Source organism: Halococcus sp. IIIV-5B, assembly GCF_003602035.1.
Taxonomy (GTDB): Archaea; Halobacteriota; Halobacteria; order Halobacteriales; family Halococcaceae; genus Halococcus; species Halococcus salsus.
Window position 1 is genome coordinate 91446 of record NZ_QZWE01000006.1, and the last position, 13537, is coordinate 104982.

12 protein-coding genes are annotated in these 13537 nt (G+C 63.5%); 9 read left to right on the plus strand and 3 right to left on the minus strand.

From position 1 onward, the window contains the following. The first annotated feature begins 13 nt into the window (after positions 1–13). Together D3261_RS06400 and D3261_RS06405 are read left to right on the plus strand one after the other, a co-directional pair. Entirely contained in the window at positions 14–1408 is a 1395-nt protein-coding gene (locus D3261_RS06400; protein WP_120070438.1) for a selenium-binding protein SBP56-related protein, read from the plus strand. After that, on the plus strand, positions 1395–1724 hold the full coding sequence (locus D3261_RS06405; RefSeq protein WP_120070441.1) for a 2Fe-2S iron-sulfur cluster-binding protein: 330 nt from the start codon (positions 1395–1397) through the stop codon (positions 1722–1724). The genes D3261_RS06400 and D3261_RS06405 overlap by 14 nt, the downstream gene beginning before the upstream one ends. Before the next feature lie 45 nt (positions 1725–1769). On the opposite strand, the gene D3261_RS06410 is transcribed toward D3261_RS06405, so the two are convergent. Both D3261_RS06410 and D3261_RS06415 read right to left on the minus strand, forming a co-directional pair. Then, complete coding sequence (locus D3261_RS06410) at positions 1770–3182, minus strand: sugar porter family MFS transporter (protein ID WP_120070443.1); 1413 nt, start codon at positions 3180–3182, stop codon at positions 1770–1772. Positions 3183–3519: 337 nt separating this feature from the next. Then, a complete protein-coding gene (locus tag D3261_RS06415) occupies positions 3520–3759 on the minus strand; it encodes a hypothetical protein (RefSeq protein ID WP_120070445.1) in 240 nt (79 codons plus the stop codon). A 361-nt stretch (positions 3760–4120) separates the two neighbouring features. Here D3261_RS06415 and D3261_RS06420 point away from each other — a divergent pair, with 361 nt between their 5' ends. Beyond that, the gene (locus D3261_RS06420; protein ID WP_120070447.1) at positions 4121–4372 is read left to right on the plus strand and encodes a hypothetical protein; all 252 of its coding nucleotides are present in this window, start codon (positions 4121–4123) and stop codon (positions 4370–4372) included. Positions 4373–4759: 387 nt separating this feature from the next. On the opposite strand, the gene D3261_RS06425 is transcribed toward D3261_RS06420, so the two are convergent. Continuing rightward, positions 4760–6043, minus strand: coding sequence for a metallophosphoesterase (locus D3261_RS06425; protein WP_120070450.1), 1284 nt, complete (start codon positions 6041–6043; stop codon positions 4760–4762). Between the two features lie 252 nt (positions 6044–6295). On the opposite strand from D3261_RS06425, the gene D3261_RS06430 reads away from it, so the two are divergent. The 6 genes from D3261_RS06430 to D3261_RS06455 all read left to right on the plus strand — a co-directional run bounded on the left by D3261_RS06430 (position 6296) and on the right by D3261_RS06455 (position 13534). Beyond that, positions 6296–6850, plus strand: coding sequence for a metal-dependent hydrolase (locus tag D3261_RS06430; protein WP_120070451.1), 555 nt, complete (start codon positions 6296–6298; stop codon positions 6848–6850). A 279-nt stretch (positions 6851–7129) separates the two neighbouring features. Beyond that, positions 7130–8830, plus strand: a complete 1701-nt coding sequence (locus tag D3261_RS06435) for an ABC transporter substrate-binding protein (protein WP_120070454.1) — start codon at positions 7130–7132, stop codon at positions 8828–8830. 97 nt (positions 8831–8927) lie between these two features. Continuing rightward, positions 8928–9926 carry an ABC transporter permease gene (locus D3261_RS06440; RefSeq protein ID WP_120070457.1) on the plus strand — a complete coding sequence of 333 codons (999 nt, stop codon included), beginning with the start codon at positions 8928–8930 and terminating at the stop codon, positions 9924–9926. Between the two features lie 59 nt (positions 9927–9985). Further along, positions 9986–10984: an ABC transporter permease gene (locus tag D3261_RS06445; RefSeq protein ID WP_120070460.1), complete on the plus strand. Its 999-nt coding sequence runs from the start codon at positions 9986–9988 to the stop codon at positions 10982–10984. A gap of 98 nt (positions 10985–11082) precedes the next feature. After that, a complete protein-coding gene (locus tag D3261_RS06450; RefSeq protein WP_120070462.1) occupies positions 11083–12243 on the plus strand; it encodes an ABC transporter ATP-binding protein in 1161 nt (386 codons plus the stop codon). Beyond that, complete coding sequence (locus tag D3261_RS06455) at positions 12236–13534, plus strand: ABC transporter ATP-binding protein (RefSeq protein WP_120070465.1); 1299 nt, start codon at positions 12236–12238, stop codon at positions 13532–13534. The genes D3261_RS06450 and D3261_RS06455 overlap by 8 nt, the downstream gene beginning before the upstream one ends. The last annotated feature ends 3 nt before the right edge of the window (positions 13535–13537 follow it).

Genomic DNA, 13537 nt, shown 5'->3' on the forward strand with positions numbered 1-13537 from the left:
ACAGAGTATGCGCATGAGTGACGCACGAAAACCGAACGAGACGTCGACCGACGGTGCACAGCCGGGTGGCTCGGAGGGGCCGGGCTACACGACCCCGCAGGCCGCTATCGAGGAGTCCACCCCCGAAAAGGTCGCCTACGTGATGGGTCTCTACGTCGGCACGGACGTCGACGCGCCGGACTTCCTCGGCGTGGTGGACGTCGACCCCGACTCGGAGAGCTACACCGAGGTCATCGACCGCGTCGAGATGCCGAACCGCGGCGACGAACTCCACCACTTCGGCTGGAACGCCTGTTCGTCGTCCTGTCACGTGGAGGGGCTCGAACGCCGCCATCTCGTGATCCCCGGCCAGCGTTCCTCGCGGATCCACATCGTGGACACGAAGGACCGACGGAACCCCGAACTCACGAAGGTCATCGAGCCCGAGGAAGTGTTCGAACACGACCTCTCAGCCCCACACACCGTCCACTGTATCCCGGACGGGAACGTCCTCATCTCGATGCTCGGCGACCGGGACGGCGACCTTCCCGGCGGGTTCCTCGCACTCGACGAGGACTTCGAGGTCGAGGGGCGGTGGGAGCCGCCCGGCGAGATCGAGATGAACTACGACTACTGGTACCAGCCACGACACGACGTGATGGTCTCCAGCGAGTGGGCCGCACCCAAGACGTACTATCCGGGATTCGACCTGGACGACGTCGAGGCGGGCGACTACGGCCGACGGATCCACGTCTGGAACTGGGGGGACAGAACCGTCGAACAGACGATCGACCTCGGTGAGGAGGGGCTGATACCCCTCGAAGTCCGCTTCCTCCACAGCCCCGAAGCCACCCACGGGTACGTCGGGGCGGCGCTCTCCTCGAACGTGTTCCACTTCCACGATGCCGGGGACGAGTGGCGCGCGGAGTGCGTCATCGACGTCGAAGCTCGGGAGCACGACGGGTGGGAGATGCCGGTCCCGGGGCTCGTGACCGACCTCCTCGTCTCGATGGACGACCGCTACCTGTTCTTCTCGAACTGGCTCCACGGCGACGTTCGAATGTACGACATCTCGGACCCGTCGAACCCGCGGCTCGCCGACCGCATCTGGGCGGGCGGGCACTTCGGCGACCCAGCGCCGGTTCAGGACCGCGAACTCGCCGGTGGCCCACAGATGCTCCAACTCAGTCTCGACGGGGAGCGTCTCTACTGGACCACCTCGTTGTTCTCGAGCTGGGACGACCAGTTCTACCCCGAGGAGGCCGAGCGCGGCTCGGTGATGTTGAAGGCCGACGTAAACCCACGTCAGGGAACCATGCAGCTCGACGAGGAGTTCCTCGTGGACTTCGGGGAGCTTCCCGCCGGCCCGGCCCGTGCCCACGAGATCCGCTGGCCGGACGGCGACTGTACCAGCGATGTCTGGCAGTAGCGTCCACGAGACCGTCCTGTCGTGGTCGGCGGGTCGCGAAACGGTGATCGGGGTCCGTGCGGACGAGTCCGTTCTGGGCGCGGCCGAACGTGCGGACTTGGCGCTTCCCTTCGGCTGTCGAACCGGCGCGTGTGCCACCTGCACCGGACGAGTCGTCGACGGGCGGATCGAGCACACGCGCCCGCCACGCGCCCTGAAGGACCGCCATCTGGCAGCGGGCTACGTGCTCCTGTGTATCGCCGAGCCACGATCCGACTGCCGGATCGAAGTGGGTTCGGACGTCCAGACCGAGCTGGTGTCGAACCCGTGGAAGTGAGCGAGGTGAAGCCCACACGGAACTCGACGGCCGAGGGGTCCCGCGTCACTCGGTCGACTTCGTGTCGGCACCGACGACCGTGTTCTCCCGCAGGTCCGCTTCGATCTCCTCCAGGGAACGGTCCATCGTCTCCGGGACCCGGGTGTAGATGAAGACGAACGCGAAGACACAGAAGACCCCGAGTATCCAGAACGAGAACGCCTCCCCGATCTGGTCGATGAGCGGCAGGAAGGTCAGTCCCACGACGAAGTTCGAGCCCCAGTTGAAGACGCTCGCCGTCCCCTCGGCCGTACCGCGGATACGGAGCGGGTAGATCTCGGATATCATGAGCCAGAACACCGGACCGAGGCTGATCGCGTAGAAGGCGACGTAGAGGAGCATGCTTCCGAGGGTGATGTAGCCGATCACGCCGGATAGGCCGGGAAGGAAGAACCCGAGGCCGAGGATCCCGAGCATCACCGTCATCCCACCGGTCCCGACGAGCAGCAGTGGCCGCCGGCCGACACGGTCGACGAGCAGTATCGCGACCCCCGTCAGCACCACGTTGACGACCCCGACACCGAGCGTTCCGGCGAGGGAGGCGATGTCGCCGAAGCCGATGTTGCTCAGGATCGTCGGCGCGAAGTAGAGGATCGTGTTGATCCCGCTGAACTGCTGGATGACCGCCAGACCGATACCGATGACGAGCGCCGGGCGGATCCACGGTTCCAGGAGGTCCGAGAGGCTCCCTTTCGATTCGGTTTCGCTCACATCACGGATCTGTTCGATCTCGCCTTCGATCTCGTCCTTGGTTCGGATCCGGGAGAGGACGTCCCGGGCCTCGTCGACACGGTCGTTCTCGATGAGCCACCGAGGGCTCTCGGGCAGGAAGTACGTCCCTACCGCGAGGACCGCCGCCGGCACCGCGCCGAACCAGAGCATCCACCGCCAGCCGATGATCCCGAAGAACTCGGGAGCGAAGATGTAGTTCGAGATGTACGACCCCAGGATCCCGATCGTGATCATGAGCTGCTGGAAGAACCCGAGCGACCCACGGATATCCGACGGGGCCGTCTCCGAGATGAGTAGCGGGCCGACGATCGACGCGATCCCGACGGCGACCCCCTCCACGACGCGCCAGAAGATGAGCCATTCGAGCGTCGGGGAGAGGGCCATCCCGAACGACCCGACGAAGAACACGATGGCACCGGCGAGCGTCAACCGACGACGACCGTATCGGTCGGCGAGCTTCCCGCCGGTGGCAGCCCCGATCATCGCTCCGACGAGCATACTGCTCGTGACGACCCCTTCGAGGAACGGTGTGAGCGGGAACGTCTGCCCGATGTACAGGAGTGCGCCTGAGATCACCCCGATATCGAACCCGAACAACAACCCGTTCAACGCCGCGATGAGCGCGATGGCGTAGACGAAGTTACTGTGCTCGCGATCCGCGTTGAGCAGGGAATCGAGCACCCCCATCAGCGAACCATTCCCGAACGAGTCGACGACCGTGACTCAGGGAACCGACCGCTTGTTCTCCGTCCGATAGCGGCTCGCGTGAGACATGATACTGGTACGCACGCCATGTGATCGCAACTCGAAACCGGCGTCAGGAATATATGTCGATTCGCGCCGATCATCCCGAAAAAACAGGACATACCGCCACGTTATTTTCTTGAATCTGGACGAACACAAGTTATATTGAGGGTCTCGCTAATACGTTCTCCGACCGAGTACGCGGTATCGAGGTCTCCCCCGAACCCGCGGTCCTACTCACGTTGCACGGGACGGGATCGCGGTAGTCGTCGGCCTCTTTTCAGTTGTACTCTTCGAGCCGGATCTCGTCGTCCGTGATGGTTTCGACGGCGTCGTTGTCCAGTTGGTAGGTCCCCTCGTCGGCGTCACCCCAGCCGAGTTCTGCGGCGATCTCGTCGGTGAGTCCGGGGTCGGGCTCGACGTGTGCGGTCGCGTTGTCGGCGTCGACGACGGTTCCGACGGTCGTGCCATCGGCGGTCACGACGGTCTTGCCTTCGGCGCTTTCGTCAATGGTTGCCATGCCATCCGACCGGAGGGCGGCTACCCACCAGTAGGTACTGCCGGCACCTGCCGTTCTCGGATGAGTTGAAAGGCGGGCGGGAGACCGATCCCCGACCGCCCGAGCCCAGAAACGCGTCGTTCGATACGTGTGGTCGGCCTATGAGCGGCTCGCTTTCGTTGGCAGGTTTGTTCCTCGATGCTGAGCGTCGACTGGAAGCGGTCGAAGTCGAGAACGCAGACGTACGTGCCTCCTGCTCCCGACAGTCCCGAGTGGGTTTCTCGGGAAACTCTGCACTGCTCCATTGGTGTGGAATGCCACCTTTTTGGAGTCGACGACCGGCCGTAAGATTGGTACCGAACAGGACCCTACGATACGAACCATGACGAACGAGAACACTAACCACTCGGAGAACGGCCACGTTCCGCTCATCGACACGGCGAACGTTACCCTGAGCGAGCAAGAGAGCGAGCTGGTAGATCGTCTAATCGACGGGACCGAGCACGGGACCTCCATCTCCGCCGACGAGATGGAAGCGGCGCTCGTCGACGCCGATATCAGTGATGAACACCGGGAGGCAACGACCGACGACCTGGTTCACGTCTACCGTCATCGGGTCGCCGACGCGGAGTGAGACGACGCAGCGGTCGGGTAGATGGGAGGCCGATATGCCACTCGACACCTCCCACCCGTATAACACGATAACCACAATATAACACTTTTGTATGTTATAATCTATATGGTTCTTGATGATAGAGTCCCGCGGGCCCGTTCCCCGTGCGACCGACGGGAACCCACACAAAACTTATCACGAAACGGCGTGGAGAACGATGTAGGATCGACGGGGACTCCGTTGCCTGGCATCACCTGTAACACGTCCCGACGATCCTCCTCTTCCTCCCCGGTTTCACACCTGCTACCCCTCGGGTCGAACGCGAAGTGGGTCGCTTCGGCAGGCGGGATAGCGGTGTAGCGCTGGAGGGTCCGTCGATGACGCTGGATCGGGGCTGACGGCCAACGGTCACGTAGGGTCGACGACCGTTCGTTCCGGGATCGACTCGTCCGGTCGGGGGTCGTGCGTGAGGAGGGTTTCGAGCGTCGTCAAGTCCTCGGGGTCCTCCTTCTCGATGACTCGATACTCGACGACCACGGCACCGTCCTCCGCTGATATCCGAACGTAGTTCAGCCGGAACGAGGGGTAGAAGACCCACGGAAGCACGCCGAGTACGACGGACTGACGGTGGAGCCGCTTCAGCCACGTTCCCGTGTTCACGACGGCGCGGTCGTCGACCTCGGTGACCGACGCGCGATGGGTGTGGCCGTAGACGAAGACGGCGACCTCCGGGTGGGTTTCGAACACCTCCCGTGCGCCTTCCATGTAGCTGCCCCCGGCCGTTCTCGGTTCGTCGAGTCGTAGCAACCCGAAGCGGTCGAGCGTCTTCCGGACGTCCCTCACGAGGAAGAACAGCGGGACCGATACCAGGGCCAGGATCGCGATGACGACGAGGTTGACCACCAGCACGACGTCGAGGAGTTCACCGACGACACCGAACTGGCGGAGCAGCGTGGTCACGACGTCCAGCGGTCCCGACCAGAGTCCCACCCCGTCGAGGAAGACCAGGGCGGCGTAGAGGAGACTGAGGTTGAACAGCAGGAGGAACGGGAGGACCGCGTATCGAAGGAACGGGCTCATCTCCCGATAGAAGTACTTCGAGACCATCCAGTCGGGGATCTCCTCCATCGGTGTCAGCGACTGGATGTCCTTCAACCAGTTGAACCTGCCGCGGCCGGAGAGCTTTCCCGCCTTGCTCGTGACGTGTCGGTTCACGAAGTAGCCGGGCGGGTTGGCGTACGGGTTGCCGAAGTCGGGGCTCCGGTTGTTCGGGTCGCGTTGTTGGCCGTGTTCGATCCAGACGACGTGGTCACCGACGTCGCGCGTGATGGCGACGTCTTGGTCGAGGACGACGTTGTACTCGGCCAGCCGCTCGACGTACTCCGGGTAGCAGGCGAGTTCGTAGTCGTGGTTTCCCGGGATGAACGTTATCGGGATCCGTTCGCCGGTCGCCCGGAGCTGCTCGAAGAGCTCCGGATACCGTTCGAGCAGCGCATCGAACTTCTCCATCCCGTCGAGTTCGGTGAACTCCCACAACCCGAAGGCGTCGCCGTTGACGATGAGTTCCGCGTCCTCGTCGCCCGTTTCGAGTTCCCGGAGAAAGCCGAGGAGTTCGTCCTCGAATTCGACGTCCTGGAGCTGTTCGTCTCCACCGATGTGGAGGTCGCTGATGAAGTAGTAAGCGGTGGTCATCCTCCCTGTTCACGTTCGAGAGAGGGGACAACCAGTAAAAGTCGTTTCCGACGACGATTTCGCGCCGAGGAACGAACCGGATCGCCACGGGACGAGACTCTCATTTAAGGAGATCGTCGGCACGGCGACACGGCAGGCCGTTGGCGGGACCAGCGGGCATGGCCGCCCGCGGGAGTTCGTCACCCAAGACTGTGACACCGCACACCTCCGGACGAAAAGACCTATGCGGAGTCTCGGTCTCGATCGAACCGTATGTGGCCATGGGGGCATCTCGCGTTCGGCTACGTGCTCTGTTCGGTGTACTCCCGGCTCGTCTATCGGAACCCCCCGGACGCGGCTGCGGTTCTCGCCATCGTCCTCGGCACCCAGCTCCCCGACCTCGTCGACAAACCGCTCACGTGGACCCTCCACGTGTTGCCGAGCGGTCGTTCGCTCGCACACTCGGTGTTCGCCGCCGTCCTCGTGAGCGCGATCGTCTGGGCCTACTGTCGAAAGCGAGGGCGCTCCGACCTCGGAGCGGTGTTCGCGATCAGCTACTTCTCCCATCTCGTCGCCGACGGCTACACCTACCTCTTCACCGGCGAGTACGCCTACCTCTCGTATCTCGGGTGGCCGCTCCTCCCGCCGCCACCGTTCGGCGACGAGGGCACCTTCCTCACTCACTTACAGGACATCTCACTCTCACCCGGATTCGCCCTCCAACTCGTCATAGCGGTGGCCGTGTACGTGGTCTGGATCGAGGACGGGGCCCCCGGACGGGCGGCTGTCGGCACGCTCGTCGAGCGCGTTCGTTCCTCCCGCCGATAGCTCCCCGGGAAGGCGGTCCGGAGAGTTCGCGTAGCGCGTTCCTCTCTTTCGTCTGGGGTTCCCCGCTACTCAATGACTGCTCACCCCGTGCCAACACACGTATATCATGAATGATTAGTATGTTGATAAGTGTCGAACTATAACCGGATACGTAATCGATTCCGACAGCGACAGCGCATCGTCATTGAGGATAACTAATCGATACACCGAAACGCCTCAAACGATCCAAAAGTACATATAGCTATCCTCATAGGGTGGTATTGGTACCCGAGACAGACTATGACGGACGAACAATCAACATACAACGTAACCAGACGCCGGATCCTGCAGGGAACCGGGGTCGTTGGTGTCGGGAGCCTCGCCGGTTGTTTCAACAGCGCTTCCGCGCCGGACAGTGGAAACGGAAGTGGCGGAAACGGGAGTGGTGGCGGCGGGAACGGAAGCGATGGGAACGGAGGTGGTGGCGGTGGGAACGGAAGCAGTGGCGGTGGCGGTGGTAGTTCCAACGGCAAACTCAAACTCGCCCAGGTCAAGAGCCCGATCGAGTTCGACCCCGTTGTGCTCAACGACGTTCCCTCCGACCAGATCGCGGGTTTGGTGTTCGATCCGTTGTACACGTGGAACGAACAGGGCAGTGAGATCGTACCCCAGATCGCTGCCAGCAAACCCGAAGTCGAGAACGGTGGCCAGCGATACGTCATCGAGCTCAACGGGAACGCCACGTTCCACAATGGTGACCCAGTCACGGCGGAGGACGTCGCCTACTCCTTCACTGCCCCCGTCGAGGAGGAGACGGAGAACGCCGCCGACTTCAACATGATCGATACGGCCGAAACCGTCGACGACAAGACGGTTCAGTTCGACCTGAAGTACCCGTTCGGCGCGTTCGAGTCGTACCTCACAGGTTACATCGTCCCGAAATCGGTTCGTGAGAAGAACAAGGACGCCTTCAACACCGAGAACCCGGTCGGGGCGGGTCCGTTCACCTTCGAGGGCTGGCAGGAGGGGAACTACACCCGCATCAAACGCTGGGACGACTACTGGGGTGACCCCAAGCCGAACCTCGCCGAAGTGGAGTTCATCCCGGTCGAGGAGGGCACCACCCGGATCACCACCCTCCGGTCCGGCGAGAACGACGTCGTCGAGGAGATACCACCCAAATCGTGGAGCACGGTCAAGAGCATGGGCGATGCGTCCATCGACGCCGTCCCGGGGGTCGGCTACTTCTACCTCTCGTTCAACTGTAAGAACGGGCCGACCGCGGACCCGACGGTTCGTGAGGCCATCGATTACACGTTCTCGATGGACCAGGCGGTGTCGAACTTCGTGGAACCGACCGGTGTTCGTCAGTACAGCCCGCTGCCGAAGGTCCTCGTCGACGACTGGGATATGCCGATCGAGAAGTGGAAGAAGATCCCCCACGACAAGGATATCGACCAAGCGAAGTCGATGCTCGACGACAGCGACAACGTTCCGGACAACTGGAACGCGACGATCATCGTCCCGCCGGACGACAAGCGCGAGCAGATAGGTACCAGCGTCGCCAACGGGTTGAAGGAGGCCGGCTACAACGCGACCGTCCAGCGGCTCGACTGGGGTGCGTTCCTCGAGAAGTACGTCTCGGGGGACCCCAACGACTACAACATGTACACGCTCGGGTGGTCCGGGTCGCCGGACCCCGATTCGTTCATGTACTTCCTGTTCGCCCAGTCACAGGCGGGCGTCGGACAGGGCCACTTCTACCAGAACGACGAGGTCAACTCCGCGATCATCGACGCCCGGAAGTCGACCGACCGGGGCGAGCGAAAGCGGCTCTACCAGCAGGCCATCACGACCATCCTCGAGGACCGGGTGAACCTGCCAGCGTACAACCTCAAGAACAGCTTCGGGGTGAAGGGCTACGTGGACGACTTCACGGCCCATCCGGTGAGCAGCCTCAGCCTCGTCTCCAACTACAACAACGTCTCGGTCAACAAGTAACGTCAGGTGACCTCCACACCCGCTCGCATACTCAATGATTCACACGACGACCACACGATTCGGCATCGCGGATCGATACCGGCGGGGACGGTGACTCGTGGGACTCGCCCGCTACACCGCTCGTCGATTGCTCCAGGCCATCCCGGTCCTGATCGGTATCGTGACGATCACGTTCCTGCTCTCGAACGCCATCCCCGGGAACCCCGCACGGATCATGCTCGGGCCCGCCCCGACACCGGGACAGGTCGCGGCGGTGGAGGCGAAGTTCGGGCTGGACCAGCCGCTGTACGTCCGGTATCTCAACTACCTCGTTGGCGTCGCCCAGGGCGACCTCGGCCAGAGCCTCTACTATCAGGTCCCTGTCGTCCAGAAGATCCTCGAACGGCTTCCGGTGACGATGCTCCTCCTGTTCTCGAGTTTCGTCTTCGCGATCGCCGTGTCGATACCCCTCGGCGTCGTCTCGGCCCAGCGGCGGAACAAGCCGACCGACCACGTCGCACGGGTCGTCGCGCTGATCGGCGTGAGCACGCCCTCGTTCTGGATCGGGCTGATGCTCATCATCATCTTCGCGTTCAAGCTCGGCTGGCTCCCCGCGACGAACCTGATACTCCCCTGGACACACCCACTCCGGGTCGAGGGGGCCACGACGCGTCTCGACGTCCTGGTCGAATCGGGGCGGCATCTCCTCCTGCCGATGCTCTCGCTCGGGACGCTGCAGATGGCGGCGCTCACCCGTATCGAGCGCTCCTCGATGCTCGAGACGCTCTCGGAGGAGTACGTGAAGCTCGCGCGGGCGTACGGCGTCTCCGAGACGACGATCCTCCGGAAACACGCCTTCCGCAACGCACAGCTCCCGGTCCTCACCGTACTTGGACTCAACCTCTCGACGGCGCTCGGCGGGGCGGTACTGACCGAGACGGTGTTCAGTATCAACGGGATGGGGACGCTGATCCTGACCGCGGTGCTCAACCAGGATTATCAGCTCCTCATGGGAACGACGCTCGTGTTCGGGCTGGCGTTCGTGGTCGGCGTGATCCTCACCGACCTCTCCTACGCGTACGTCGACCCACGCGTCTCCTACGGCGAGAACGAATGAAATGAGGGACACACAGACACACCCGGGCGAAACTCGCTCGACGAAGGGGCGGGCATAACATGGCGACAGGTGAAACGCAGTCCGACGAGATGCTCTCCTCGGGGCGAACCGAGGAAAGCGGAGCGAACGACCAGGAGCGCGAGGTCGAATCACGGATCGGCTGGCGCTACACCGTCGGGCAGGTCCGTCACGACCCGACCGCCCTGACCGGACTGGTGATCATCGGCTTCATGACCGCCATCGCGGTGTTCGCGTACGTCGATGCGAAACTCCTCGATTACTGGTTCGCGAACACGTTCTGGGTCATCCCCGTGACCGACCCGGCAGTTGTGCGAGCGCTCCAGCCACCGGTCTACGTCGAGAACGCGCTCGGCACGGGTACCTGGGCACATCCGCTCGGCACCGACGACCGTGGCCGCGACATCCTCGTCCGGCTGTTCTACGGCACGCGTATCGCCATCCAGGTCGGATTCATCGCGACCGCCTTCGGGCTCTTCGGCGGCGTCGTCATCGGTGCGGTGGCGGGCTACTACGGTGGCTGGGTCGACGACGTGCTGATGCGCGGTGTCGAGACCCTGTACGCGATCCCGTTTTTGATCCTCGTGGTCACGTTCATGACCGTCTTCGGCCGGGACCTGCTCTTCGCGATGATCGGCGTCGGGATCGCCTCGATACCGGTCTTCGCTCGCCTGATACGCTCGCGCGTCCTCAGCGTTCGTGAGGAGGACTACGTCGAGGCGGCACGGGCGGCAGGTGTCAAGGACCGCAACATCATCTTCAGACACGTCGTCCCGAACAGTTTCGCGCCCGCGCTCGTGCAAGCGACCCTCCAGGTCGGCGTGAGCATCATTATCGTCGCCGGCCTCTCCTTCCTCGGCTTCGGGGTCCAACCTCCGACGCCCTCGTGGGGACAGATGCTCTCCCAGTCGCGCAACTACATGCTCGAGAGCATCTGGTTCAGCCTCTGGCCAGGGATCGCCATCCTGATCACGGTGGTCGGGTTCAACCTCTTCGGCGACGGGCTCCGGGACGCACTCGACCCACGGCTCAACAACTGACATGTACGGGACAGCAACGACACGAAACCGGTTCGCGACACGACGGACGCCCACCGATCACCAACTATGAACACAGACACCGAAACGAGGGATCGAGAATGAGTCAGGAACCACTTCTCGAGGTCGAGGACTTGACGACGCACTTCTTCACCGAGGCGGGGGTCGTTCGTGCGGTCGACGGGATCTCCTTCACCGTGAACGAGGGCGAGATCGTCGGTCTGGTCGGCGAGAGCGGGGCCGGAAAGAGCGTCGCCGCGTCCAGCCTCCTCCGACTGGTCGAACGCCCCGGCGAGATCGTCGGCGGCGAGGTCACGTTCCGCGGGGAGACGTTGTTCGGTCTCGAGGAGCGCGGGGACGGCGAACTCGTCGAGCGCGATGGAATGCTCTCGAACCGCGAGATGCGGGAACGCATCCGAGGGCGGGAGATCGCCATCATCTTTCAGGATCCGATGGAGAGCCTCAACCCGGTCTTCACCGTCGGCGGGCAGCTCCGCGAGTTCATCGAGCTCAACCGCGACCTCGATTCGAGCGCCGCGAAGCGCGAGGCGATCGACATGCTCCGAGAGGTCGGTATCCCCGAACCCGAGAACCGTTACGACGACTATCCACACCAGTTCTCGGGGGGCATGCGCCAACGGGTGCTGATCGCGATGGCGCTGTCGTGCGAACCGAGTCTGATCATCGCCGACGAACCGACCACTGCCCTCGATGTCACGGTCGAGGGACAGATCCTCGACCTCGTCGACGACCTTCAGGAGAAGTACGGGACGAGCTTCATCTGGGTGACCCACGACATGGGCGTGGTCGCCGAGATCTGCGACCGCGTGAACGTGATGTACCTCGGCGAGATCGTCGAGCAGGCCGAGGTCGAACCGTTGTTCTACGAGACGAAACACCCCTACACGAAGGCGCTACTCGAATCGATCCCCCGCCCCGACCGAACGGTCGGGGAGCTCTCGCCGATCGAGGGTGTCATGCCCGAGGCGATCAACCCGCCGACTGGCTGTCGGTTCCACACCCGGTGTCCGGACGCCCGCGAGGTCTGTGTTCGCGTGCATCCGGACGCGCGCGACGTGAGCGACCCGGACGACCCACGACACAACGCCGCCTGCCTCATGCACGACGCGTTCGACGTCGAGTACTGGGACAGCGACCCGTTGACCGACGAGGTCGATACTGGATTCGCCCCGGACCTCGTGGCTGGAGGCCGGTCACAGCGGTCGAACGCCGAGCGCAGCGTGGGTGGAAACGATGAGTGACGCACGGACGTCGCCGGACGTCGACGACGGGACCGGCCGGACCGATGGGGTCGACCGGACCGGTGACCCGGAGGTGCTGCTAGAGGTCGATGGGCTGACCAAGCACTTCGACCAGGGAAGCGGGTTCCTGTCCGGATTCTTCGGTTCGGAACGGGTTCGCGCGGTCGAGGACGTCTCGTTCGACATCAGGGAGGGGGAGACGCTCGGTCTGGTTGGCGAGTCCGGCTGTGGGAAGAGCACGCTCGCCCGGACCATCCTCCGACTGCTCAGTCCGACCGACGGGGACGTCTACTTCAAAGGGTCGAACCTCGCCGAGTTGAGCGGCGAGGAGCTCAGGGCGCAGCGTCAGGACATGCAGATGATCTTCCAGGACCCGCAGTCGAGCCTCGACCCCCGGATGAAGGTCGGGTCCATCGTCGAGGAGCCGATGAAGGCTCACGGGATGCTCGACGACGAGGGACGGGAGGCGCGTGCCCACGAACTCCTCGAAAAGGTGGGTCTCGACCCACAACACTACAACCGCTACCCACACGCGTTCTCGGGCGGCCAGCGCCAGCGGATCAACCTCGCGCGGGCGCTGTCGGTCAACCCCGACTTCATCGTGTGTGACGAACCCGTGAGCGCCCTCGACGTCTCGATTCAGGCCCAGGTGCTCAACACGATGAACGAACTCCAGGCGGAGTTCGGGCTGACCTACCTCTTCATCGCCCACGACCTCTCGGTTATCCGGTATATCTCCGACCGCGTCGCGGTGATGTACCTCGGACAGCTCGTCGAGCTTGCCGGGACGGAAGAGCTGTTCGAGAACCCCCAACACCCCTACACACGGGCGCTGCTCGATTCGATCCCGGTTCCGGACCCGCTGGCGACGGGGACCCGCGGCGTGCTCGAAGGTGACGTACCGAGCCCGATCGATCCACCCTCCGGGTGTCGATTCAGAACGCGGTGTCCGAAACTCATCCAGCCACCGGAGTACGACCTCACCGACGAACAGTGGGAAGCCGTGCGGGCGTTCATGCGGGCGGTCGACCGCCGGACGTTCGAGCCGGCGGACGAACGATCCCTCAAAAGTCGATTCTTCGCCGACGTGTCGCTCGCGGGCGAGACGGCGTCGATCGTCGACCAGGCGATCGACCACGTTCTCTCCGGCGACTGGGAGTCCGCGGATCGGTTACTGGACGAAGCGTTCGCCCAGCAGAGCATCTGTGCCACCGCGGAACCCGCCTACGAGGTCACGCCGGAGCACGGCTCCGGGACGCACTTCGCGGCCTGTCATCTCCATCGCGGGTAGTCT

Excerpts from the sequence above, each read along its gene's own strand:
- D3261_RS06425 (WP_120070450.1), bottom strand. The coding sequence starts at position 6,043 with ATGACCACCGCTTACTACTTCATCAGCGACCTCCACATCGGTGGAGAC.
- D3261_RS06400 (WP_120070438.1), top strand. The coding sequence starts at position 14 with ATGAGTGACGCACGAAAACCGAACGAGACGTCGACCGACGGTGCACAG.
- D3261_RS06415 (WP_120070445.1), bottom strand. The coding sequence starts at position 3,759 with ATGGCAACCATTGACGAAAGCGCCGAAGGCAAGACCGTCGTGACCGCC.
- D3261_RS06430 (WP_120070451.1), top strand. The coding sequence starts at position 6,296 with ATGTGGCCATGGGGGCATCTCGCGTTCGGCTACGTGCTCTGTTCGGTG.
- D3261_RS06435 (WP_120070454.1), top strand. The coding sequence starts at position 7,130 with ATGACGGACGAACAATCAACATACAACGTAACCAGACGCCGGATCCTG.
- D3261_RS06455 (WP_120070465.1), top strand. The coding sequence starts at position 12,236 with ATGAGTGACGCACGGACGTCGCCGGACGTCGACGACGGGACCGGCCGG.
- D3261_RS06445 (WP_120070460.1), top strand. The coding sequence starts at position 9,986 with ATGGCGACAGGTGAAACGCAGTCCGACGAGATGCTCTCCTCGGGGCGA.
- D3261_RS06420 (WP_120070447.1), top strand. The coding sequence starts at position 4,121 with ATGACGAACGAGAACACTAACCACTCGGAGAACGGCCACGTTCCGCTC.
- D3261_RS06450 (WP_120070462.1), top strand. The coding sequence starts at position 11,083 with ATGAGTCAGGAACCACTTCTCGAGGTCGAGGACTTGACGACGCACTTC.
- D3261_RS06405 (WP_120070441.1), top strand. The coding sequence starts at position 1,395 with ATGTCTGGCAGTAGCGTCCACGAGACCGTCCTGTCGTGGTCGGCGGGT.
- D3261_RS06410 (WP_120070443.1), bottom strand. The coding sequence starts at position 3,182 with ATGGGGGTGCTCGATTCCCTGCTCAACGCGGATCGCGAGCACAGTAAC.